This window comes from Erysipelatoclostridium sp. MSK.7.34 (assembly GCF_019041935.1).
Lineage (GTDB): Bacteria > Bacillota_I > Bacilli_A > Erysipelotrichales > Coprobacillaceae > Thomasclavelia > Thomasclavelia ramosa.
The window spans coordinates 1-25,172 of sequence record NZ_JAHPYJ010000032.1; the positions used below are offsets into that span (position 1 = coordinate 1).

Consider the following 25,172-nt stretch of genomic DNA (forward strand, 5'->3'; position numbering starts at 1 on the left):
TTGTTGATGCCTGGTTAACTGGTGAGTATGAAGGTGGGCGTCATCAAGTTAGAATCGATATGTTGAAAGAAATTGAAGAAAGACAAAAAAGTAAATAACTGTTAGTGAATTGTATTGTCCATTAGTGCCTCCCTGTACTAATAATCTCTGCCATTGATAATATAATTCTTAGCTAAAATAAAGTGTAATGAAAAAACAACAAATGCTTTTAAAGCTATTTGTTGTTTTTGATTACGCTGAGAAACTCTGGATACGATAAGTGAGATAATAATTTTTTTACATCAAGTTCATTATTAGCAACATTTTTCAGCGTATTAAATAAAGTATTATACATAATATTATTATTGTCTAAACATGAAAAGAGGATAATGACCTGCATTTGCTGCTGATCAAACAGGATTGGTTCATTTAAAGTAATTGCGACGATATTGTTATTGGCATTGATTGGTTTATTTAGTTTTATTAGCCCAATCACATTATTGAAAGTGTTCAAAGTATAACGATGCTGTTTATTTAACTCGTATTTGAAAGTATCTTTTAGATTTGGATAAAGACATGTTAATAAATGATAGAAAGTTGAGGCGACGCCCTTTTTGCTTTTGACTTTAACATTGGATGAATATAGATATGGATGAAAATAATAAACAAGGTCTTCATCATTGAATAAATAAGATAAATAGCTTTTGATTCTAATGATATCATCATTAGTAATCATATAACTGGTATTAATTACAGGAATCGATAATTGTTTACGAATCGGTACTGAAGAAATAATTAAGTCATAATTACTTAAGTCCTCCTCATTGATTCGATAATATTGAGTATATTTAGTAATAACTAATTGTGCTGCTAATTCAGTTTCAATCCGATAACGATGTAGTGTAAACATAGAACCACTCATACAATTGATCAATAAAACTTTTTTCTTTTTCTTGTTTTGATTGTTAATAGCATTATTAAAGAGTATTGTAAATGCCGATAATTCACTACGTGATAACTTTATCTTGGAGTGTTGTTGAATCGTTGCTGATGCAATAGATGCTAAATGATATGGTAGAGGATATTCATATTGAATATTTTCATATACCGGGGTACGGATTTTTTCAACATATGCTTGTCTGATCAAAGTATTTTCAATATATAGCGATAGGATTCTAAATAATTTATCAGTATCAAAAGTAATTAATGTTTCTGCTTTGATTCTCGCTAGAATTTCATTAGCAATGGTAATTACATTATCATCATGAGAAGCAGATAAGCCGCGTGATGACCTTTTACAGATTAATAAAATAGTAATATTTTGAATCTCATATTCATTGAAATCAATTTTAAAACGTTCTTGAACATATTTTCCTAATTCTTTAGCAGTAGCATATTCAAAACGATCCTTGAATTGCTCGAAATTAGCGATTGGGCTATCAATCGTATGATTGATCGTATTCCTTGCAATAGCGATAGAGAAACAAATTAAAAAGTCAATCAAACTAATATCGCTCATAATGATTTGATGCTGATTAATGATCTCAATGATTTGATAATCTGGAGAATTAAAATAGGCATCCAAGAAATCACCAAACATATCTGATTGTGTTAAGTTTTCAAAAACCCAGTCAGCTAAGACTTTTCTTTTTGAAATTTCACTTCCTTGAATACTAATACCGTAATTTGGTTTTTGAATTAAAGTTAAACCATATTTATGAATATCTTTTTTTAAAAGAAGGACATCATTAGCAACAGTTGGTCGACTTACTAATAATTCATTAGCGAAAGTTTCTAATTTAATGTAGCTGGCCTCTTCAATTAATCTTTTTGCAATATAATTTCTACGATCTTTTGGTAAAGTTGGAAAAACATTATTTTCATCACGCTCATTATCATTAATAATGTTTTGCAATCGGCTTAAATCTTTAGAAGACTTTCCTTCGATAAAATAACCTTTTGAAGGCTTGGATAATAAATTAAGGTTTAATGATGACAAAATAACTCTAACGTTACTAATTTCATCACGCACTAAACGACGAGGAATTCCTGTCGAGGTAGCGATATCGTAGGTTGAAATGTAGTCTGGTGAAGCTAATAATAATTGAATAATTTTTAATTCGTTTTTTTTTAGTTTCATATGGTCACTCCCTAGTAAAACTATATCAAAATTAGTAAAAAAAGTAAACGTTTACTCATTGTTTTTTAAGACTTCTATTTTCTAAAAACATTAATAATACCAATGGGTTTGAGGTATTTGTAAATAAAAATGGCATAATTTACGACAGGATAATATATCGAAAAAATAAGTGAATGGGTATACTATATAGATAGACAAAGAGAAAACGTTTACATTTAAAGCGTTTTTGAAAATTAAGGGAGGAAAAAATATGTCTACTGAAAAAAAGTCCTTCATGGACAAAGTATTGGAAAAAGTTGATGTAATCGCTGGACCAATGACAAGATTTGGACAAATCCCATTTGTACGAGCAATCGTAAATGGGATGGTCGCAGCATTACCAGTAACAATGGTTGGGTCAATCTTCTTAGTAGTATACTTATTCTGTTCAGATGGTGGATTGACAACTAAAGCATTAATTCCATTTTTAAAGCCTTGGGCTGATGATCTTGCATTAGTCAATAGTTTATCAATGGGAATTATGGCTATCTACATTATTATCGCTTTCGGGGGAGAATATGCAGAAATTAAAGGATTTAATAAGACTACAGGGGCAGTCGGAGCATTCTTTGCTTTTATGTTATTAAACTATGATTCTGTTGGTAATTTAGTAATCACTGCTAAAGATGGAACTTTAAGTGCTGGAGGCAGTGCTTTCGAAAGTACTTATTGGGGTGGTTCAGGTTTGATTACAGCAATGATCGCTGGAGCAATTGCAATTAATATTATTAATATATGTTTAAAAAAGAATATTGTAATCAAATTGCCTGATTCAGTACCACCTGCTATCTCAGATAGTTTCTCAGCAATTATTCCTTATTTCTTTATTACGATTGTATGTTGGGGAATTAGAACTTTAGCCGGAATCAATATTCCAGTATTGGTTGGAGAAATGTTATTACCAGTCTTAGGAGCGGCAGACAATGTCTTTGTTTATAGCTTGCAGCAATTCTTATCAGCATTGCTATGGATGTGTGGTCTACATGGTGACAATATTACTGGTGCAGTTACTAATGTCTTTACAAATCAATGGCTTGCTGATAACAACACTGCTTTTACTGCTGGAACATTAGTTAAAGATTTACCATATGTTTGGACACCAAACTTATGTCGTCTATCTCAATGGGTATCATCTTGCTGGCCAATTTTAATTTACATGTTTATGTCTAGTAAGAAATTACCTCATTTGAAACCATTAGCAACAATCTGTTTACCACCTGCAATTTTCTGTATTATTGAACCAATTATGTTTGGGTTACCAGTAGTAATGAATGGTTTCCTATTAATTCCATTTATTTTAACTCATACATTAACAGGGGCTTTAACTTATTGGTTAACTAGTATTGGTTTTGTAGGAAAAATGTATATGTCATTGCCTTGGGCAACACCTTCACCAATCTTAGGTTATTTATCTGCTGGTGGTTCAGTTGGTGGTATCATTATTGTATTTATCAATCTAGCAATCGGATTAGTTATCTTCTATCCATTCTGGAAAGCTTATGAAAAAGCTGAAGTTGCTAAAATGAATACTGCAGAGGCATAGAATTAATTAATTAAGAAAACTTTAACAAGTTCTCTTAATTAAAAAATAAGGAGGAACTAATTATGGAATGTCCATATTGTCATAAGGAAATACCACAAGATTCAGCTTTCTGTTATCATTGCGGTAAAGAAATTAGTGCAGATGCACTTAAACAAAAAAACAAATCAAAGTTAAAAAAGAATCCCCGTGAAAATAGCTGGGCTAAATTAGGGATCCTCCTATTTTTTATCGGTTTAATTGGATTGGATTTTATCGCAGGAACAATATTTAGTGCAGTTGGTGGAAATGTAAAGATTCCATATATTCTTAGTTCGTTTGCTTATCTTGGGGCAATCGTTTGTGGTGTATTGTCATTGCGGGTAGATAAACAGGATCGAAAAAAAGGATTCGAACCAAATGGTAATAAAAATTATGCTTGGGTATCGATCGTTATTAGTGGTTTTGTTAGTTTAGTTAATTTTTCACAAGTTATTTTGAAATAGAGAGCAGGTGGATATTATGTATTGTCGAAAATGTGGTGCTGTACTTAAAGATTCTGCAAAATTTTGTGATAGCTGTGGTAGTGAAGTAATTAAAGTTGAACAACGTAGTTATGCTCAAAAATATAATGATAATAAAATAAAACAAAAGATGTCTAAAAAAGATATTGAACGAATGGAAAAGCATCGAGATGAAAAAAATCCATATATTGGTGCAGCTTTATTTGCTTCAGTTTTAGCACTTATTTTAGCTATCGTACCATGGAATTATTTTGGTGATGGAATTGGAACAAGTTTACCAATGCGAATCGTAATCGTTGTTTTTGCTTTGTTAGGTGATTATCATGTCACTAAGGCAAAACAAGTAAATAATTTAATTTATAGTAAATATGGTTTTAGAATCAAAGCTAATATTGTCTCATTAGCTAATTGCTTATCAATCTTTGTAACCGTAATTGGTTTATTTGCTTTGTTTACACTATAGGCATATTAATGCCTATTTTTTATAAGGAGAAAAATTATGGGTGTATTATTTTTTAAACCGATCCCACGCTTGGCTATATGGGGACATACGTTAGTTAAAGATTATTTTGGCTATCATGATTTTCCGGATGGAGTTGGACAGGCTTGGTCATTTAGCTGCCAAAAAGGGGCTTCAAATATTTGTGAGACTGCACCATATCAAGGAAAAACTTTATTAGAATTATGGCAGGAGCATCAAGAATTATTTGGTCATCCTAATGAACAGTTTCCGGTTATTATTTCGTTAGTAGGACCAGAAGATGATTTAAGTATCCAAGTTCATCCTGATGTAAAAGCGGCTTTAAAGTTAGGTTATCAAGCAGGCAAAAATGAAGCTTGGTATTTTATTGAAGCTGAGCCAGGAGCCAAGATTGTTTATGGACACAATGCCAAAGATGAAGCTGATTTGACTCACTATATCAAGGAAGAACAGTGGGATAAACTGATTCGTCATTTAGAAGTCCATCCTGATGATTTTGTATATCTTCCGGCTGGATTATTACATGCATTAAAAAAGGGGAGTGTTGTTTATGAAATCCAACAGGCTACAGATGTTACTTTCCGTTTTTATGATTATCATCGTAAAGATGCAAATGGCAATGAACGTGAATTGCATTTAAAAGAAGCAATTGAATGTTTGTCTTATGATCAAAAGGAGATGGAAAATAAGCTTACGACTGTAATGACATCATTAGAAAATGGTGAACAAACTGTTTTTATTGATAATGACTCATTTACTGTAACAAAACTAGAACTTACAGGGGAGAATCACTATTATCATGATAATTATCAGTTGGCGACGGTTGTGAGGGGCTCTGGGACTGTTGATGGAGTGCCTATTAAAGTCGGTGATAATTTCTTGATTCCGCAAGGAAACAAAATTGTTTTTGATGGTCATATGACTATTATGATGACAACGAGATAAAGGAGAAGATCATGAAAGAAGAATTTTTATGGGGCGGTGCTTTAAGCAACGTTCAAGCTGAAGGCGCATATTTAGAAGATGGTAAAGGGTTAAATGTTTATGACACTCTAGTAGTTACTCCAGAACCCGGGATTGAACCGATGTTTTGTGATACAAAAGTAGCTACTGATCATTATCATCATTATCAAGAAGATATTGATTACATGGCTCAAATGGGATATAAAGCATATCGCTTTTCAGTAGTATGGTCAAGGATTCACCCGCTTGGTAATGAAGAAAGTCCTAATGAAGCAGGGTTAGCTTATTATGAAAAGATGGTCGACTATCTTTTATCGAAAGGAATTGAACCAGTAGTATCTTTAGTTCATTTTGATATGCCGGATTATCTGTTAAAAAACTATAATGGGTTTATGAACAAAGAAGTAATTAACTTTTATGCTCGCCATGTTGAAGCGGTAGTTTCTAGACTGAAAGGAAAAGTTAAATACTGGCTGACATATAATGAAATTAATTTAGCTTATTGTCAAAGTGATCTGGTGGCAGGAGCTTATTTACCAGATGGAATGTCTAAAGCAGAGATGTTCGTACAATTAAATATTAATGTACAAATTGCACATGCTCGTGCTGTAGAGGTAATTAAACGTGTTGATCCACAAGCCAAAGTAGGTGGTATGATTGGGCATGCACCATTCTATCCACTCACTTGTAAAAGTAGTGATATTATTGCTGCAGATTTTAAAAATAAGTTACACAACTATTTTGCTTTTGATACGATGTGTCAAGGAGAACTACCAGATTATTTTAAGCAGTATGCACTAAATAGAAATATAACAATCAGTCTAAATAAAGCTGATGAAGAGGTAATTAAATCAGCATCGACCAAACTGGATTATCTAGCATTTTCATATTATCGCAGTAGTGTTCAGGCTTCATTTGATGAAATTGATGATGTGATTACTTTAGAGGATGCTATTTTATTTGATCAGCGCAATCTTAAAAATCCTTATTATCAAGCAAATGAGTGGGGCTGGCAAATTGATTCACAGGGATTACGATATTCGTTAATTGATTTTTATCATCGATATCATAAACCATTGTTTATCGTAGAAAATGGTATTGGAATTGATGAACAGTTAATTGATCAAAAAGTATATGATGATCAACGTATTGATTATTATCAACAGCATATCAAAGCAATTAAACAGGCTGTTGAACATGATGGTGTTGATTTAATTGGTTATTTAGCTTGGAGTCCAATTGATTTTTTAAGTAGTCATAAAGAAATTAGAAAACGTTATGGATTTGTTTATGTTGATCGTGATTTTGAAGACTTAAAAGATTTAAAACGTTATCCTAAAAAATCGTTTTACTGGTATAAAAAATGTATTGCTACCAATGGTGATGATTTAGAGAATAATATTGAATATTAGGCTAGAGGGGGAATAATGATGAATGTTTTTGTTAGTGTGTGCAGCGGGAATGTCAACAAGTCTATTAGTTAATAGAATGAAAGAGGCTGCCGAAACAAAAGAAATTGAATTTCAAATCGAAGCCCATCCCGTTGGACAAATTGAAAAATATGGTGAAGCAGCTGATGTTATTTTATTAGGACCACAAGTACGTTATGAATTAAAGAATGTTAAAAAAATGTTTCTTGATAAACCGGTTGAAATAATTAATATGCAGGATTATGGGACAATGAATGGTGCTAAGGTCTTGGATACAGCTTTAAAATTAGGTGGAAAATAAATAATAAAAATGGTTTGTTTAGATAGTCATGAAATCTATTTTTCCGTTTAAATAGCTTTGATTGTTTTATTTAAACAGACCTTTTTATAAAAATGCGAGGTTAAAAATGAAATTTAATGAAGTGATGCATCTTTCATTTTATACTGATCAGATGGATAAAATGAGAGATTTTTATGAAAATAAATTAGGATTAAAAGCTAAAATAATTATGCGTTATGGGGCTTATCTTGGACAAAAAAGCCGTGGTGCTTGGGCTAAAAAAGCAATTACTGATCCAGATGGGATTGCTTATATTTTTATTGAGTTAGCCCCGGGACAATATTTGGAATTATTTAATAAAGCAGATAACCAGCTAGAACATGAAAAGCCAGATGTTAGACTAGGGTATTCACACTTTGCTTTAATGGTTGATGATATTTTTGAAGCACGAAAAGAGCTGATTGAAGCTGGTATCGAAATTGATATTGAGCCTAATAAAGGTCAATCAGAAACTTGGCAAATGTGGATTCATGATCCGGATGGAAATAAATTTGAAATTATGCAGTATACTGATTTATCTTTGCAGCATCAAGGAAATGTTGGTTAAATAAGACCCTACGGGAGCGTAAGGTCTTGTTTATTATTCTTTGTATTTTTTGTAATAAAGTGAGGTAACGAGAATATCTAAAATATAATGTATCGATAATCCATATAGCATAATATGATGGGGCAGATGATGTGAGGATGAATCAATATACAAGGCTTCATTGCATACAAGTTCTAAAGTTGGGTCGATTTTTCCTGTAATTGCGATGACACGGATTCGTTTTTTTCGGAGTTCATATGCGGCATCGACCATTGTTTGATTTTTTCCCGAGTGACTAACTACGAAAGCTAAGATGTCTCGAGGATCGATGTTATCAATATAGGCAGTATTCAAAGTGTTAAAGCATTGTGCTTTGATACCAATGGTATTTAGTTTTAAACAGGCAGATTGAACTTCTGAATAATTATTGTCATTGGCATAAAAATCAATTTGTTTAGCTTGCAGCATATAATTTATCGTTCGAACAAACGATTCAAAACGAGTTAGTTTTCGAGTTTCTTTAAAAACATGGTCATATATTGCAGGTAGGGTTTCAATTACATCACGAATAGAACTTTTTGAATCAATCCGTATATTTTTCATTTGATCATACATTGTTTTTTCTTGGGTGTAAGTCACTTGAAAATCACTATAGCCTTTAAATCCTAATTTTTGAACAAAGCGAATAAGGGTGGGGGCACTAACTTTGATTAAAGCAGCTAATTCTTTAGCGTTATATTGAAGCACGCAATCAGGCTCTTGTTCTAAATATTCGGAAATAACTTGTTCTTTTTTTGTCAGTTTAATGCTATCGATTAATTCACGAATCATTTTATGCACTCCTTTTTAGGGATTATTTATACTTATATTTTAACATATTAATAGACATAGAGAAAACGTTTTCTCACTACTAATGATATTTTTGAAATTAAATTTCATAATTATTTATATCTTTGAAATTTAATTACAAAATATCTATATATGATTTTTTTAGACTACTTTTTAAATTAAGATTTAGTTGTAAGAAAATAGATATAAGGAGAAAAAAGATGGAACTACATAATCAAGTAACTAGATTGATTAGTGCAAAAGCTAGTAAAATTTCTAATTATACTGGTAGAGAATTAAAAGAAGCAATTTTTAAATCTGAAGGTAGGGTGCTGATGGGACAAACGTATTTAAAAAATCCAATCTTATTTCCTAATTGTACCAGTACCGAATTAATGTTTGCTTTTGGTGCGGATATGGTTTTATTGAATGGTTTTGATTTTTTTCATCCAGCTGATTGTCCTGGCATGCAAGGATTTGATTACCAAGAATTGAAGGATTTAGTAGGTGGTAGACCAGTGGGAATTTATTTGGGGTGTCCTAAAGAAGGGCTTGATTTTAATAACCAAGAGAATTCTCAGTTATACGATCTAGCAGGTATGGTATGTACAAAAGAAAATCTTTTAAAGGCAAAACAATGGGGTGTATCATTTCTCATTTTAGGTGGTAATCCGGGAAGTGGTACATCAATTAAAGATGTGATTAAGTGGACAAAAGAGGCTAGAGCGATTTGTGGTGATGATATGCTGATTTTTGCTGGAAAATGGGAGGATGGCATTAGTGAAAAAGTATTAGGTGATCCACTTGCTGATTATGATGCTAAAAATATTATTAAGCAGTTGATTGAGGCTGGGGCTGATATTATTGATTTTCCTGCTCCGGGCTCACGCCTTACAGTTGAGATGATTCGTGAATTAATTGAATTTACGCATCGAAATGGGGCTCTTGCTATGAGCTTTTTAAATAGTAATGTTGAAGCAGCAGATGTTGATACAATTCGTCAAATAACACTGATGATGAAACAAACAGGATGTGATGTTCATGCTATTGGTGATGGTGGTTTTGGTGGTGGAACCTGGCCGGAAAATATTTACCAAATGGCAATCACTTTAAAAGGAAAGGCGTATACTTGGGCGCAAATGGCAACACCAAGAAGATAAAAATAAAAGAAGGCTTAAGGAGGATAATAAAGATGAGTTTTCCAGATAAATTTTTATGGGGCGGTTCGATTAGTGCGGCTCAATGTGAAGGAGCATGGGATGAAGATGGTAAGAGTCCGGTTCAAGTAGATTTCGGTGATCCCGGAACAACAACTAATAATCGTTATATTCATTATTTAAATGCTGATGGTACAAGAGGAAAAATGCGACAATTTGATCATTTACCAAAGGGGGCAAAATATGAATTATTTGATGATGTTAGATATACAAATCATGTAGGGATAGATTTTTATCATCGATATAAGGAAGATATTGCCTTATTTGCTGAACTTGGTTTTACAACTTTTAACACGACGATTTCTTGGGCTAGAATTTTCCCGCATGGTGTTGAAGGTGGAGTAAATCAAGCAGGAGTTGAATTTTATCGTAATGTTTTTAAAGAATGTAGGAAGTATGGAATTGATCCAGTTATAACTTTGTATAAATATGATGAACCAGTCTATTTGGAAGAAACCTATGGTGACTGGACAAATAGAGAGATGATTCATCAGTTTGTTGAATTTGCTAAAGTATGTTTTATTGAATATAAAGATTTAGTCAATAAGTGGTTAACCTTTAATGAAATTAACATTTTGCTTCACTTTAATGTTAAAGAAGGAAAACAGTTTGCTTTTGAAGAATTACATAATCAAATGGTAGCGGCGGCAGAAGCGGTAAAAGCAGCTCATGAAATAGATGAGGAAATCAAAGTTGGTTGTATGATTGCAGGGTTCTGCTGTTATCCATATACGTGTGATCCAAAAGATGTTTTAGGTTCATATAAGTTGTTTCAAGAAAAATTTGCATATTGTGCAGATACGATGGTAAGGGGATATTATCCAGCTTATGCAAAACGTATCTGGAAAGATAATAATGTATCTTTAGAAATTAGTGAAGAAGATAAGAAGATTCTAATGGAAGGTAAATCTGACTTTCTAGCATATTCATACTATATGTCAAATGTATTTACTACGCATGATGTAGAGGGAAACTTAGCAACAGCAGGTGGTCAGGGTAGTTTAGCCAATCCATATTTAGAAGCATCTGATTGGGGCTGGCAAATTGATCCTACAGGTTATGAATATTTTTTACATGTACTGAATGATCGATATCAAGTACCGTTATTTGATGTGGAAAATGGTTTGGGGGCACATGATCAAGTGGAGGATGATGGCTCTATTCATGATGATTATCGAATTAATTATCATCGCAGTCATATAAAGAGCCTAATGAAAGCTCGTGAAGAGGGCGTTAATATTTTTGGTTATACATCATGGGCACCAATTGATTTGGTATCATTTACAACAGGACAAATGGATAAGCGATATGGGTTTATTTATGTAGATATGAATGATGATGGAGTTGGTGATTTACATCGGATAAAAAAGGATTCATTTTATTGGTATCAAAAAGCGATTAAATCGGATGGAAAAGATCTAGATTAAGATGTCTGTTAGAGACATCTTTTTTAAGTATGACGACTTGTCATACATCTAGGGTGAAAGTCCTTTGTGAATGTAGTTGTCGACGAATCACATAGTGCATCGGAAATGTATTTGAGCCGAAGGGCATATACACTTGGATCTAGGCATTAGAAAGCGAAAAGGAGAAGATCACACAAATTATTAGAGGAAGTCTTATCTAAGAAAAATATGATACTTGTCTATAAAAGCACAAGTAGTGTGGATAATGTAGCCAATGATGAAATAAAAGACAAATTGAAACAAGGTCTTACAAACCACAACCTGTTAAAAGTATTGAAATTCCAAAGCCTAGTCATGGTGTTAGAAAACTTGGGGTAAATTATGGTAGAGCAAGACAAATATCATATGCTATCAATTCGTGATAACTAGAACATGTGTTGTGCGTGCTGTAGCAAAAGAAAGGCTAGCACACAATGGACTAGTTAGTTGTTTAGATTATTATTTATTGAGATATAAATTGAAATTTAATTAAACTGCCGTATATGGAACCGTATGGACAGTGGTGTAAGAGAGGGAAAATATTTAAAATTTTCCGCTACTTGATTAATTTAATTTAGTAGTATGAAATTAAATTACAGTACTGTAAATAAATGTATGAAATTCAATTGCAAGAGCTGGAAAATCACTGTTTTATAGGTTTTTTTCATCATAAAATAAACCTATAAAATAGGAGGAAAGAAAGATGTTAAAAGTTGCTTATATTGGGTTTGGTAACAGCGTTTGTCGTTATCATTTACCATATGTTGAAAAAAGAAAAGACTTCATTGATGTAAAGTATATTTATCGTTTAGAAACAGAAATTAATGAAGAAAAAGAGAGCTGGTATCCGGGGATTAAGTTTACTAGTTCAATTAATGAGATTATGGATGATCCTGATGTTAACTTGGTAGTTGTTAATACCCCAGATCGTTATCATGTGGAGTATACAATGCAGGCATTGGATCATGGTAAACATGTTTTATGTGAAAAACCATTTGCAATGACCGCTAAAGAAGCTAAAGATGTATTCGATTATGCTAAAGAAAAAGGTCTAGTAGCAATGGCTAACCAAAATCGTCGTTATGATGCTGATATGCGCACAGTTCGTAAAGTTATTGAATCAGGTGTACTTGGAGACATTGTGGAAATTGAGTCACATTATGATTATTTTAGACCATCAATAGCAAATAATAAAGGTATGGGAATTTTATATGGGTTAGCAGTTCATCCAATTGATCAAATCATTGGTGAATTCGGTAAACCTAATCGAGTTGTATATGACTGTCGTAGTGTTGATAATCCTGGAGTCAGTGATGATTATTATGATTTTGATTTCTTTTATGATGGATTTAAAGCAATTGTTAAAACTAGTTATTATGTAAAACTTGATTATCCACGCTTTATCGTTCATGGCAAAAAAGGAAGTTTCTTAATGCCGGCACTTGGTCATAATTCATCAGAAAAACCTAAACCAGGAGCGATCCATGTATCATTTGATCCATTACCAGAAGATAAATGGGGAACATTGTCTTACATTGATGATAATGGCAATGATATTACAAAAAAAGTACCTACAGAAATTGGGGATTATGGAATTATTTATGACAATTTAAATGATGTTATTGTAAATGGGGCTCATAAATTAGTTGCCGATGAGGAAGTAATAGAAGTTTTAAAAATTATCGAAGAAGCAACTAAAGTAGCAAAGGAGGCTAAATAATGAAGGTCGGAATCGTTGGGGCCGGTATGATCGTTCATGATTTTTTAACTTTTGCTCATGAAGTTACTGGTATGGAGTTAGTTGCTTTATGTGCCACACCGGCTGAAAAAGAAAAAATTGTTGAGATGTGCCAAGCTAACAATATTAAAGCGCATTATACAAATATTGATGTAATGCTGGAAGATAGTGAGGTTGAAGTAGTTTATGTAGCGGTGCCTAATCATTTACATTATGAAATGTGCAAAAAGGCAATTTTAGCCGGTAAACATGTAATCTGTGAAAAACCATTTACTTCTAATCTTAAAGAATTAGAAGAATTGGTTGCTTTAGCAGACACTAATAAAGTTATTATGGTTGAGGCAGTTAGTACCCAATATTTACCAAATACTTTAAAAATTAAAGAGTTATTACCAACACTAGGACAAATTAAGATCGTTAGTGCTAATTATTCACAATATTCATCACGTTATGATGCGTTTAAAGCAGGAGAAGTCTTGCCAGCATTTAATCCAGCCATGTCGGGAGGGGCATTAATGGATCTAAATATTTATAATATAAATTTAGTAGTAGCTTTATTTGGTAAACCATTAAATGTCAATTATGAGGCAAATATTCAAAGAGGAATTGATACTTCAGGAATTTTAACATTAGACTATGATAGTTTTAAATGTGTATGTATTGGAGCTAAAGATTGTAAAGCTCCCGTTGCAACAAATATTCAAGGTGATGCAGGATGTATTACAATTTCTACACCTGCTAATAGCTTAAATGGTTTTAAAGTATTAATGAATAAGGGTAGTGCTAAACAAATGAATAATGAAGGTGATGAGGTTTCTTACAATAATGATAAACATCGGATGTATCATGAATTTGTAGAATTTGTTAAAATGATTGATGAAAAAGATTTTACTCGTGCTAAAAAAATGCAGGAAATTAGTTTGATTACTATTGAGATTGCGACTAAAGCTCGTCAAAGTGCGGGAATAGAATTTGCTGCAGATAAATAATAAAATTGTTAACAATATAGTTTATAAATAATATACCACTTGCTAATTATAAATATCCATGATGTTAGACATGTCGTGGATATTTTTTAAATAAATGATTTACAAATATAAAAGAGGTTAAAATATTATTTAACCTCTAGATTTATCAACTATTTAATAATAAATTCCGGTAATGACATATAACCAGGAGCTATTTCAAATTGATTGAAAACAACAACTACCTGATTATCTTTGTTGATATAAAATGGTTGTTCATTAGTAATCTTTAAATTATTAACCGCTTCATCAAAATACATTAGGTTAGGATATTTTTCTTTATTCTCCGCAATCTGTTGTTGTACAGATTTTTTAACGATATTTTGATAATCTGAACCTAAGAAATGTTCAATATTGTAGACTTCGCCAGTTTTAAGATCTACTGTATAAAATTTCTTTTGTAAATAGCTGTCTGCCATGATTTGGGTGGCATTAATTGAAAATGATATTATTTTATCGTCACTATAGTAGTTTTGGAAAGTAATATCTGCAATTAATTTATGTTCTGTGTTTGGTACTTTGTCAAATTCTTTAAATTCGTTAGTAAAGTCATCAATTGCCTGGGTAATCAGCTTATTAATAACTTTTTTTACTTTGTCATCTTTAACATTAACAACATGGGGAATCTTGACAGTAACAATTGTACCTTCAGTTTCATAATGTTTCTCTTTTAATAATTGAAGTTTAGCATTATCTTCACTGGCATGAACAGCATTGATACATAATGGTGCAATAATTAGTAAAAAAATCAGGAAACGTTTCTTCATATTTCATCTCTTTCTAGTTGATAAATGTGTTGATAGCTTTGCTATCATTATAGTTTTTACGATAATTTGATAAGTTATTCAAACTAAAATTTTCTTGTTAAGGAAATATGATTTATTAATTATTTTTAGTAATATGTTGGGTAATAAAAAGAGAGTACGGTAAAAATAGAGAGTAGGATAAAGCTGGTAATGTTTAAGACTGTTTGGAATATTTTTGTTGTTTGTTTAGTAAATTATGTTGTTATATGCTCTTTTTATTTTGTTAGAATATAAATATGTGAAGATATGTGTTTTATAAAAATTACTTGACCTGAAGCATACTTCAGCGTGTATTCTAAATTAAAAGGAGGGATTTTATGTACTTATATATGGGTTTGCTTGCGGTTATACCCGGTATTATTTATTTTACTTTTTTTATTAACCGTTTATTACGAACGATTTTAAATATTCATACTAATTGGTTCCTCATTATTATAATTGGATTAGTGATAATGGTGCTATCAATTCCAGCAATGAACACGTTGGAGTTATATGGGGTTATTTATTATCATTTATTGGTTGTCATGTTGTTGTTTGAGCTATTAAATCTAGGCTTAAAAAGATTCCCGATTTATCGGATTTCATTTACTACTGGTATTTTGGGAATAGTAGTTACGGCGTTATTTTTAGGTTATGGCTACTATAATATTAAACATGTTGTAGCTACAACATATGATCTAAAAAGTGATAAAGTTGAGGATCTTAAAATTCTTGAAATTGCTGACTTACATATGTCAACATCATTAAGTGTTACGGAGCTACAAAAATATTGTGATGAAATGAGCCAGCTGAATGCTGATTTAGTAGTTTTAACAGGGGATATCTTTGATGAAAATACCCCATTAGATGATATGGTTAATGCTAGTAAGGCGCTAGCATCGATCAATAATCAACAAGGAATCTACTATGTTTATGGTAATCATGACAATGGCTCTCATGCTTTTAGCGATAGTGAATTTGGTCCTGAAGATGTTCGTGCTACGTTGGAGAAAAATGGAATCGTTGTATTGGAAGATGCAGTAGTTAGCTTAGACAATATAAATATTATTGGTCGAAAAGATGCAAGTTTTTGGGGTACAAATCCTCGTTTGTCAACTAGTCAATTATTAGAGATGATTCCTGAAAATAAACGTGGTAACTACACGATCATGCTCGATCATCAGCCTTTAAACCTTGATGAAAATGCAGCTCTAGGAATTGATTTACAATTATCTGGGCATACTCATGGTGGACAATTGTTCCCTATGGGAATTGTTCAGTCATTGACAAGTGATACGTTGATTCGTGGACAAAGGGATATTGGTGATTTTACAGCAATTACGACGACAGGAATAGCGGGATGGCGTTATCCAATCAAAACAGGTGCTCCTAGTGAGTATGTAATTATAAATATAAAATAAAAGACCTCCAAACTGAAATGAATCCCATTATTTAGGTGTCTAATCTAAATAATGGTGGTTCACTTCAAATCGGAGGTTTTATTATTTTGAAATAATTTCAATACCATCTTCAGTCACTAACAACGTATGCTCCCATTGTGCTGAAAGTGATTCATCATCAGTATAAACAGTCCATTCATCTGACTCATCAACATATACTTCACGACCACCAAGATTTAACATTGGTTCAATTGTAAAGACCATTCCTGGGACAAGGGTAACAGTAGGCACATTTGGCTCAAAATGGAAAACATAAGGATCTTCATGAATCGCTAAACCAACACCATGACCACAAAATTCTCTAACAACACTATAACCCATAGCTTTAGCAAATGTTTCGATTGCTTTACCAATGTCGCCAACACAACTTTGATAGGGGATAACACTAGCCATACCGAGTTCTAAAGCCTTTTTTGTATCGCTGACTAGTTTTTTAGCTTCATTAGAAACTTTACCAATCATAAACATTCTAGAAGCGTCGGCATAATAACCATTCAGCATGGTTGTAGCATCAACATTTACAATATCACCTTCTTGTAAAATAGTTTGCTCATTAGGAATACCATGACAAACAACATCGTTGATCGAGACACAAATATGTTTTGGATAACCCATATATTGATAATCAGCACAAACTGCTCCATATTTGGCAGTATATTCCTTTGCCATAACATCAATTTCTTCAGTTGTCATTCCAACTTTGATATTTGCTTCAATATAGTCTAATAAACCTGAGTTTATTACTGCGGCTTTTTTAATTCCCTCAATTTGCTCAGGCGTCTTTATCATTTTATGGGTTGGAATTTTTTTTCCTTGCTGCTTTAATTGCTCTAATTTTTCATCAAATGCTAGATGGCATTTTTTGTATTTTTTTTGGCTGCCGCACCAGCATAAATCATTTCGGTTTAATTTCATATTTTGCCTTCTTTCTATATGAATCTAGTATAACACGTTATTCTTTAATTTCCAAAGAAATTACTTAGCCTATGCTAACTGTTGATTAATAATTCTTTTTCTTTACGTGTCATTTGCTTAATAGCGTATTCCCGTTTCAACGCAAGGCTTTTTTCAGTATACTCCTCAAAGTAAACCAGTTCAACGGGGCGACGAGCTTTGGTATATTTTGCACCTTTGCCATGATTATGAGCATTGATTCGCTTTACTAGATCAGTTGTCCAGCCTGTATAGAAAGTATTATCCTGACATTTGACGATATAGACGTAGTTTGTTTTCATTATTTCACCCTTACTTTTATTGTTTATATTATAACTAATTATATGAATAATGGTAAGTTTTAGATGACGTGTCAAGAAAATTAGTTTAAGATATCTTCAAAGAGGTGTTATTGTGGTTGATTTTAATAATTTAATGGATTTACAATTTGAAATATTTATTTTAATGATAATTGGATATATTTTAAGAAAGACAAATATTATTTCTAAAGAGCATCGAAAGAGCTTGACGGATTTAGTAATATATATTGTACTGCCGGCTAATATTATTTACTCTTTTATGATTAAAATGGATACTCAAATCATCAAGAGTGGTCTAACAATTTTGATTGTTTCGATTATTATTCAGTTTGCTTGCCAAGTATTTGGAAAGTATTTCTTTATTAAGGCAACAAAACGACAACAAAGTGTTTTACAATACGGAACGATCTGCTCCAATGCTGGATTTATGGGCTCACCCTTGATTCAAGGCCTTTATGGATTAGATGGATTATTATTTGCTTCCATTTATTTAATTCCCCAAAGAATTGTAATGTGGTCTGGTGGGGTTGCATGTTTTACTAATGCTAAAGGTAAAGATGTTATTAAGAAAGTAATTACACATCCTTGTATTATCGCAGTATTTATTGGCCTGTTTATTATGATTAGCCAAATTCAATTACCAAGTTTTTTAAAAGTATCAATCCAGTCACTTAGTAATTGTACGATGGCTTTATCAATGATTGTAATAGGTGGAATCTTGGCAGAAATCAAAATTAGAGATGTTATAAATAGATTGACCCTCTACTATAGTTTTATCCGTTTGATTTTAATTCCTTTATTGGTCTTATTTAGTTGTGCAATAGTTAATCTACCACCATTAGTAACTGCAGTAGCAACAGTTTTGGCGGGAATGCCAGCAGGAAGTACGACAGCAATTTTGGCTGAGAAGTATGATGGAGATTCAAATTTGGCAGTAGAAATTGTCTTTTTATCAACAGCGCTATCATTATTTACAATTCCGTTATTATGTTTGGTTATTAATATGGTTGTTTAAAATCATCTTTTCAATTATCGTAAAAAATATAATTAATGATTAGAATATAGTACAATATGATATATCAAAGTAGAAGGAGAAGATTATGTTAACAATGGGATTTATTGGCAATGGTAAAAGTACTAATCGTTATCAATTGCCATTTGTACTGACAAGAAAAAATATTAAAGTAAAAACTATTTATGCTCGAAATTTAAATAAACATGATTGGTCACGTGTTGCAGGAATAAATTATACTGATGATTTAGATAGTCTATTAAACGATCCAGAGATTCAGCTGATTAGTGTTTGCACTCGTCATGATAGTCATTATGAGTATGCTAGAATGGTTTTAGAACATGGTAAAAATTGTTTGGTTGAAAAGCCTTTTATGAAAAATAGTGCTGAAGCTAAAGAAATATTTGCATTAGCTAAAGAAAAAGGGTTATTAGTGCAATGCTATCAAAACCGTCGTTATGATTCTGATTTTTTAACAGTTCAAAAAGTGATCGAAAGTGGAAAATTAGGTAATTTATTAGAAGTAGAAATGCATTATGACTATTATCGTCCGGAAATACCACTAAATGTTCATGAATATGTTGGGTACAATGGATATTTATATGGTCATGGATGTCATACTTTAGATCAAGTAATTTCTTATTTTGGTAAACCTGAAAAGATTCATTATGATGTAAGACAATTATTAGGATCAGGACGAATGAATGATTATTTTGATTTGGATCTATATTATGGAACACTTAAAGTTTCAGTAAAGTCAAGTTATTTTAGAGTAAAAGAACGTCCTAGTTTTGTTGTTTATGGTGATAAAGGATGCTTTGTTAAAGCGACAAAAGATCGTCAAGAAGAACACCTCAAGTTATTTTATATGCCGGGGTCACCAAATTTTGGAATTGATCGTCCTGAAGATTATGGAACGTTATCGTATTATGATGATGCAGGTGTTTTTCATGAAGAAAAAGTCATCTCTGAAGTAGGGGATTATGGAAATGTTTTTGATGGCTTATATGAAAGTATTATTGAGGGTAAGGAACCTCGGGTCAAAGATGAACAAACTTTATTGCAAATGGAAATATTAGAAACCGGAGTTAAAATGTGTAAGTAAGAAGATACGACAGTATCTTTTTATTTTTGATAAAAATTATTTATATTATTTGGCTGATTGACTCTAAATAGGGGCATGGTACAATATAATTAATAGGGGGTGAGGTACAATGAGATGTGATAATTGCGGAAATGAGTATAAAAATAGTTTAAAATGTCCGTTATGTGGTCATCGTCAGGGGAAGATAAGTCATTGCTCAGTTTGTGGAGCGGCAATACATTTTGGTCAACCACGATGCCCTAATTGTGGGAATCCAACAAAGTATGAAAAGAAGACTGATGTCACTAAGAAGTACGCCAGTAGTTTTAACATAAATAATTCAACAAATAATAAAGACTGCGATAAACATAGTGAAAAAAGCCATGTTTACCACCAACAAGAGATGTATGATTACAAATCAAGCAATAATGAAATCAAACAACGTTTAGAAGAAGCTAGACAGCGAATTAACAGCATGGGCTTTCCAATCATAAAAAAGAAGGCTGCTAATAATGAAGAAAAACTAAGAAATATTATAGTTGGAATTGTAGTGATATTGATTGCAGGAGTAACTATTTTCGGGCAAATTTTTAAAAATTCGAATGATCAACGGGATTATCAAGAATTATCAACATTACAATTATTTGATAGTAATAGCAGTATAACGCAAGAGGGAAATTTAAAAAATGGTGGTTATGCTTTTTTAACGGATTCAAATATTTATTTTGGGATGGATTATCAAATATATCAAACAGAACGGAATTTTAGTAACTTTAAATCGCTTGTAGATGACGGAGAAAGGTATATTTATAGTACTGATGACTATCTTTACTATGAACAGTATGGAAGATATGCACGTTATGATATGAAAAGTGGTGAATTGACAGCCCTTTTTGAAATGGATAATGTATTACCAATAGATAAAAATAAGTTCCTATATACTAAGTATGATGAAGAGGGACTGTTTATATATGATGAGGTAAGTGCAACATCAATAAAAATCATAAGCGATGAAATTTCAGATTATAGTTATGACATGCAAGATAGTTTAGTTTTTTATACAACAATTGAACATGATTATATTCAGGCTATTGATTTGGCCGGAAATAAATTATCACAATTTAATTTATCTAGTACTGGGAAAATTTATGTGAGTGGAGATTTGCTTTATTATCAAGATTATCAAGGCGTACATTGTTATAGTATTGCTGATGAAAATGATGAACTGCTTGTTGAAGGTGAGGTTAATAATTATATCGTTACAAATAATACAATTGTATATACTAACTATGATGATGATTTAATGACTAGTGATGGGCATATTGTATCGATTGATTATGATGTAACTGTATTTAATGTAATAGGCAATTATATTGTGTATAGTACAGGAAATGGTGATGAGTATTTAAAGCAGTGGTATATAAATGATTTTTATGATACGGCTATCGCTAAATTGAATAATAATGAAGAAGAATAGACTAAGCTTATTGAAGCGAAGTCTTTTCTTTTACGCTAATAACACGCTTTTTTTTACTTTGGTGATATGGTAAAATGTAGGCATTAAAGTAGGTGACTAAATGGAAAAGATTAAAAGATGTAGAAAATGTGGAGCGCGATTATTAGAACATGAAAAAAGATGTCCTGTTTGCGGAACGCCGGTAGGGTTAGATAAAGAAGTAGATATTATAAAGGAAGAACAGATTATTGAACCTGAAAAAGTCGATGAGTTTATTGCAGCTGATAAGACTGAACAAACATTGCTTAAGTCTAATGAATCAGCGCAAAATTATTGGCGTAGTAAGAAAATTTGGGCTGTTTTTATTGTTTTAATTGTAGTGACGACAGTAATGCGTCAATATGTTATTAATAATCCGATTAAGCTGGCAGAGAATGATAATTCAAACACAATCACTAATGATTATAGTGATAGTAAAATATCAATCAATAAAAATACAGGTAAATATAGTCAAGCGACAAATATTAATTATTTAGGGATTAGTTATGTTAATGATAATGCTGTTTATTTAATGATGAATTCTGAATTATTGAAATATGATCGTAGTTTTAATAATCGCGAACTTGTTTTGGAACAAGCAGTTACTGTTTTTAGTGAAGATGAGCAGTGGTATTATTATCTTGATGAAAATAATGATTATATTCGAATGGATAAAAAGACAAAAGCAGAAGATATTTTATTAAAGAATGTATATTATGTACATAATCTTGGTGATAAAGTCTATTATCAAAATGATAGTGATGGTGAAACAATTCATTGTCTTGAATTAGAGACAAATCAGGATCATAAGATTAGTGATGAGGTTTCTTATAGTATTGTTGTTGATGAGGAAAAAGGTAGAATTTTTTATATTAATAAAAATAATGAATTAGTTTCGATTGCATTGGATGGCAGCGACAAGAAGAATCTTGCCAATAATACTAATGTTTATACTTATGATGGTGAATATTTATATTATATAAATAATGATGGGCTAGTTAAAAGTGATTTAGAAGGACAAAGTAAAGTTATTTATGAAAGTAATAATTTATCATTAGTGAACCTGGTTGAGAAGAAATTAGTTATTCAAGATAAGAATATTATTTATACGATGGATCTTGATGGAAAAGATAAAAAGAAGTTATATACGATGGATATTGGAGGCAGTCTGACATTTGAGGTTGTAGGTGATAAGCTGCTGGTGTTAACTAAAGGAAACTCAGATAGTGTGATTGGATATGAAATTGTTGGTCTTGATGGGAAGCGCCATATTTTAGATGATGAAAATCAACCAACGATTAAAGGTAATGAGTTCTAGGGGGATGAAATGAAAGTAAGTGAGATAGTAATTGCTACCGGTGGGAAACTTATTAGTGGTGATGAAACAATGGAAATAACAGGTTTTAGCCAAGATAGTCGTCAAGCTGAGGTCGGGATGATGTATATTCCAATTATTGGTGAACGCTATGATGGCCATGATTTTATTGAAAGTGCATTTACAAATGGTGCCAGCGCTATAATTACTGATCGGTTGATTGAAGATGATAAGCATGTTGTTATCTTAGTAGATAATACGTTAAAAGCTTTGCAAAAGATGGCTCATTATTTACGGAAACATCGCAAGGTCAAAGTTGTTGGAATTACTGGGAGCGTGGGTAAAACAAGCACACGTGATATGGTTTATAGTGTTGTTAAACAGCAGTATAAGACATTGAAAACAGAAGGTAATTATAATAATAATATTGGCTTGCCATTGACAATCTTGAGATTAAAAGATGAGGAAGTGATGATTTTAGAAATGGGTATGAATCATCTTAATGAAATGGAAGAATTATCACGAATTGCTTGTCCGGATATTAGCGCGATTACTAATGTTGGAACAGCACATATTGGAGAATTAGGAAGTCGTGAAAATATTCTAAAAGCAAAATTAGAAATTGTTGCGGGAATGAGTGATGGCAGTACATTAGTAATTAATGGTGATAATGATATGCTGTCAACGGTTCGATTTGATAATTTCAAGGTTGTTAAAGTCGGTGTTGATTGCGCTGCTGCTTTTAAAGCTGAAAAAGTTATTTTAATGGATGATCATAGTGAATTTACAATCAATTATAATGGGAAGGTCTATCAAGTTGTTGTCCCAGTACCGGGGAATCATTTTGTTTTAAATGCTCTTGTTGCGATTGCGATTGGAATAAATCTAGAAATTCCAATGGAAAAATGTATTCAAGGAATTAGTCAATTTGAATTAACTAAAAAACGGATGGATGTAATTGAATTAAAAAACAACATTACCTTGATTGATGGCACATATAATGCTAGTGAAGATTCAATGAAATCAAGTATTGACGTATTGGCTACGTATTCGCGTAGAAAAATAGCTGTATTAGCGGATATGTTAGAATTGGGCGAATTCAGCGAGCAATTGCATCGAAGTGTTGGTAAATATGTAGCGGAAAAACAAATTGATGTGTTAGTTGCGGTTGGCCGAGAAGCTAAGTTTATGAGCGATAGTGCTGCTTTGTCAGGGATGGCAGAGATTTATTATTGTAATGATAATCAAGAAGTGGTAAATTATTTAAAGAATAATTTACAAAATGATGACGTTGTCTTATTGAAGGGCTCAAATGGAATGAAATTAAAAGACGTTGTCACCAAAATAGAGGAGAAATTTTCATGAAACAAAAATTATTGGTTTTATGTGGGGGACAATCAAGTGAGCATATTGTTTCAAGAATGTCTTGTACATCGGTATTAAACAATTTGGATGCGAATAAATACGAAATCACCTTAGTTGGGATTGATTTAGATGGTGGTTGGCATTATCTTGATGCGAAGCAGACAGATTTAGCTAAAAATACTTGGTTAGATAACAGTAGCATGGTTGAAGATGTTTATGGATTATTAAAAAATCAAGATGTAGCATTTCCAGTATTACATGGAATGTATGGTGAAGACGGAACAATTCAAGGTTTATTTGAATTGGCAAAATTACCTTATGTTGGCTGTCGGGTGATGGGCTCTAGTGTAGCAATGGATAAAATCTATACAAAAAAGATTTTAGATACAGTAGGTGTTCCGCAAGTTAAATCAGTATATGTGAAAAAACGTTATGACGAAAAATTAGTTGTAGTAACAAATACTTTTGATGAGATTGAAGAAATTGAAGACTATATTGTTAGAGAATTAGGAATGCCTTGCTTTATTAAGGCTAGTCGTTCAGGTTCAAGTGTTGGATGTTATCGTTGTGATAATCAGACTGAATTGATTGGGAAATTAAGTGAGGCAGCTAAATATGATCGTCATGTCGTAGTTGAGGAGTGCATAGACTGTATTGAGTTAGAAACAGCTGTATTAGGTAATGATGATGTAATTGTTTCACGAGTCGGTCAAATCATGCCTCATGGTGAGTTTTATACGTTTGAATCGAAATATGAAGATGAAGAAAGTAAAACGTGTATTCCGGCTCTGGTAGATGAGCAAATCCAAGAACAAATTCGTCAATATGCAATTAAAGTTTTTAAAGCTGTTGATGGTCATGGCTTAAGCCGAGTTGATTTTTTCTTAGATAAAAAAACTAATAAAATTTATTTGAATGAAATTAATACAATGCCAGGATTTACTAAGATTTCAATGTATCCACAATTAATGAATGATTTCGGGATCACTTATCCGGAATTATTGGATCGCTTGATTGTCTTGGCCTTACAAAAATAAGAACTTGTTTTGAACTGAACTTCTCAAGTAGGACAGTTTATAAATAGTTTCTAATTAGAGGATTGTCACCTGTAATTCACAGGTGACAATCCTTTTAATTACCTGTTCAAATTGAAAATTTGAACATATAGACTTAAGTCAGTTGAGCATACGAAGTATGCGAAATAAAAAA

23 protein-coding genes are annotated in these 25,172 nt (G+C 32.0%); 18 read left to right on the plus strand and 5 right to left on the minus strand.

Features of this window, described 5'->3' with window-relative positions:
- Positions 1 to 214 precede the first annotated feature (214 nt).
- Positions 215 to 2,119, minus strand: a complete 1,905-nt coding sequence (locus tag KTF99_RS15190) for a BglG family transcription antiterminator (protein WP_003539523.1) — start codon at positions 2,117 to 2,119, stop codon at positions 215 to 217.
- Positions 2,120 to 2,369: 250 nt separating this feature from the next.
- Here KTF99_RS15190 and KTF99_RS15195 point away from each other — a divergent pair, with 250 nt between their 5' ends.
- From KTF99_RS15195 to KTF99_RS15225, 7 genes are all read left to right on the plus strand, one after another.
- Positions 2,370 to 3,701, plus strand: coding sequence for a PTS sugar transporter subunit IIC (locus KTF99_RS15195; protein ID WP_008792681.1), 1,332 nt, complete (start codon positions 2,370 to 2,372; stop codon positions 3,699 to 3,701).
- 62 nt (positions 3,702 to 3,763) lie between these two features.
- Positions 3,764 to 4,183, plus strand: a complete 420-nt coding sequence (locus tag KTF99_RS15200) for a zinc ribbon domain-containing protein (RefSeq protein WP_003539527.1) — start codon at positions 3,764 to 3,766, stop codon at positions 4,181 to 4,183.
- A gap of 16 nt (positions 4,184 to 4,199) precedes the next feature.
- Positions 4,200 to 4,664 carry a zinc-ribbon domain-containing protein gene (locus KTF99_RS15205; protein WP_003539528.1) on the plus strand — a complete coding sequence of 155 codons (465 nt, stop codon included), beginning with the start codon at positions 4,200 to 4,202 and terminating at the stop codon, positions 4,662 to 4,664.
- 36 nt (positions 4,665 to 4,700) lie between these two features.
- Positions 4,701 to 5,627, plus strand: a complete 927-nt coding sequence (locus KTF99_RS15210) for a type I phosphomannose isomerase catalytic subunit (RefSeq protein WP_003539530.1) — start codon at positions 4,701 to 4,703, stop codon at positions 5,625 to 5,627.
- 11 nt (positions 5,628 to 5,638) lie between these two features.
- A complete protein-coding gene (locus KTF99_RS15215) occupies positions 5,639 to 7,057 on the plus strand; it encodes a glycoside hydrolase family 1 protein (RefSeq protein WP_008792682.1) in 1,419 nt (472 codons plus the stop codon).
- Between the two features lie 22 nt (positions 7,058 to 7,079).
- Positions 7,080 to 7,376, plus strand: a complete 297-nt coding sequence (locus KTF99_RS15220) for a PTS sugar transporter subunit IIB (RefSeq protein WP_029482306.1) — start codon at positions 7,080 to 7,082, stop codon at positions 7,374 to 7,376.
- A gap of 106 nt (positions 7,377 to 7,482) precedes the next feature.
- Positions 7,483 to 7,962 carry a VOC family protein gene (locus tag KTF99_RS15225; protein ID WP_003539535.1) on the plus strand — a complete coding sequence of 160 codons (480 nt, stop codon included), beginning with the start codon at positions 7,483 to 7,485 and terminating at the stop codon, positions 7,960 to 7,962.
- A gap of 33 nt (positions 7,963 to 7,995) precedes the next feature.
- Here KTF99_RS15225 and KTF99_RS15230 read toward each other — a convergent pair whose 3' ends face one another.
- A complete protein-coding gene (locus tag KTF99_RS15230) occupies positions 7,996 to 8,772 on the minus strand; it encodes a MurR/RpiR family transcriptional regulator (protein ID WP_003539536.1) in 777 nt (258 codons plus the stop codon).
- A gap of 218 nt (positions 8,773 to 8,990) precedes the next feature.
- Here KTF99_RS15230 and KTF99_RS15235 point away from each other — a divergent pair, with 218 nt between their 5' ends.
- From KTF99_RS15235 to KTF99_RS15250, 4 genes are all read left to right on the plus strand, one after another.
- Positions 8,991 to 9,929, plus strand: a complete 939-nt coding sequence (locus KTF99_RS15235) for a DUF7916 family protein (RefSeq protein ID WP_217215632.1) — start codon at positions 8,991 to 8,993, stop codon at positions 9,927 to 9,929.
- A gap of 32 nt (positions 9,930 to 9,961) precedes the next feature.
- Positions 9,962 to 11,413, plus strand: coding sequence for a glycoside hydrolase family 1 protein (locus KTF99_RS15240; protein ID WP_003539538.1), 1,452 nt, complete (start codon positions 9,962 to 9,964; stop codon positions 11,411 to 11,413).
- A gap of 721 nt (positions 11,414 to 12,134) precedes the next feature.
- Complete coding sequence (locus KTF99_RS15245) at positions 12,135 to 13,151, plus strand: Gfo/Idh/MocA family oxidoreductase (protein ID WP_003539542.1); 1,017 nt, start codon at positions 12,135 to 12,137, stop codon at positions 13,149 to 13,151.
- On the plus strand, positions 13,151 to 14,158 hold the full coding sequence (locus KTF99_RS15250; protein ID WP_003539544.1) for a Gfo/Idh/MocA family protein: 1,008 nt from the start codon (positions 13,151 to 13,153) through the stop codon (positions 14,156 to 14,158). Before KTF99_RS15245 ends, KTF99_RS15250 begins: the two co-directional genes overlap by 1 nt.
- Before the next feature lie 149 nt (positions 14,159 to 14,307).
- Here the strand turns inward: KTF99_RS15250 and KTF99_RS15255 are convergent, their stop codons facing one another.
- Positions 14,308 to 14,961 carry a DUF3298 and DUF4163 domain-containing protein gene (locus KTF99_RS15255; protein ID WP_008792685.1) on the minus strand — a complete coding sequence of 218 codons (654 nt, stop codon included), beginning with the start codon at positions 14,959 to 14,961 and terminating at the stop codon, positions 14,308 to 14,310.
- 356 nt (positions 14,962 to 15,317) lie between these two features.
- Between KTF99_RS15255 and KTF99_RS15260 the strand changes: the two genes are divergently transcribed.
- The gene (locus KTF99_RS15260) at positions 15,318 to 16,400 is read left to right on the plus strand and encodes a metallophosphoesterase (protein WP_008792686.1); all 1,083 of its coding nucleotides are present in this window, start codon (positions 15,318 to 15,320) and stop codon (positions 16,398 to 16,400) included.
- Positions 16,401 to 16,481: 81 nt separating this feature from the next.
- On the opposite strand, the gene KTF99_RS15265 is transcribed toward KTF99_RS15260, so the two are convergent.
- Complete coding sequence (locus KTF99_RS15265; protein ID WP_003539550.1) at positions 16,482 to 17,354, minus strand: methionyl aminopeptidase; 873 nt, start codon at positions 17,352 to 17,354, stop codon at positions 16,482 to 16,484.
- Between the two features lie 74 nt (positions 17,355 to 17,428).
- Positions 17,429 to 17,674, minus strand: coding sequence for a GIY-YIG nuclease family protein (locus tag KTF99_RS15270; RefSeq protein ID WP_008792687.1), 246 nt, complete (start codon positions 17,672 to 17,674; stop codon positions 17,429 to 17,431).
- A 112-nt stretch (positions 17,675 to 17,786) separates the two neighbouring features.
- Between KTF99_RS15270 and KTF99_RS15275 the strand changes: the two genes are divergently transcribed.
- The 6 genes from KTF99_RS15275 to KTF99_RS15300 all read left to right on the plus strand — a co-directional run bounded on the left by KTF99_RS15275 (position 17,787) and on the right by KTF99_RS15300 (position 25,000).
- A complete protein-coding gene (locus tag KTF99_RS15275; RefSeq protein WP_008792688.1) occupies positions 17,787 to 18,707 on the plus strand; it encodes an AEC family transporter in 921 nt (306 codons plus the stop codon).
- An 85-nt stretch (positions 18,708 to 18,792) separates the two neighbouring features.
- Positions 18,793 to 19,809 carry an oxidoreductase gene (locus tag KTF99_RS15280; protein ID WP_003539556.1) on the plus strand — a complete coding sequence of 339 codons (1,017 nt, stop codon included), beginning with the start codon at positions 18,793 to 18,795 and terminating at the stop codon, positions 19,807 to 19,809.
- 109 nt (positions 19,810 to 19,918) lie between these two features.
- Complete coding sequence (locus KTF99_RS15285) at positions 19,919 to 21,265, plus strand: DUF5050 domain-containing protein (RefSeq protein WP_003539558.1); 1,347 nt, start codon at positions 19,919 to 19,921, stop codon at positions 21,263 to 21,265.
- 100 nt (positions 21,266 to 21,365) lie between these two features.
- Complete coding sequence (locus KTF99_RS15290) at positions 21,366 to 22,601, plus strand: DUF5050 domain-containing protein (protein WP_003539561.1); 1,236 nt, start codon at positions 21,366 to 21,368, stop codon at positions 22,599 to 22,601.
- Positions 22,602 to 22,610: 9 nt separating this feature from the next.
- The gene (locus tag KTF99_RS15295; protein WP_118249010.1) at positions 22,611 to 23,963 is read left to right on the plus strand and encodes a UDP-N-acetylmuramoyl-tripeptide--D-alanyl-D-alanine ligase; all 1,353 of its coding nucleotides are present in this window, start codon (positions 22,611 to 22,613) and stop codon (positions 23,961 to 23,963) included.
- The gene (locus KTF99_RS15300) at positions 23,960 to 25,000 is read left to right on the plus strand and encodes a D-alanine--D-alanine ligase family protein (protein ID WP_003539572.1); all 1,041 of its coding nucleotides are present in this window, start codon (positions 23,960 to 23,962) and stop codon (positions 24,998 to 25,000) included. Before KTF99_RS15295 ends, KTF99_RS15300 begins: the two co-directional genes overlap by 4 nt.
- Positions 25,001 to 25,172: the final 172 nt, after the last annotated feature.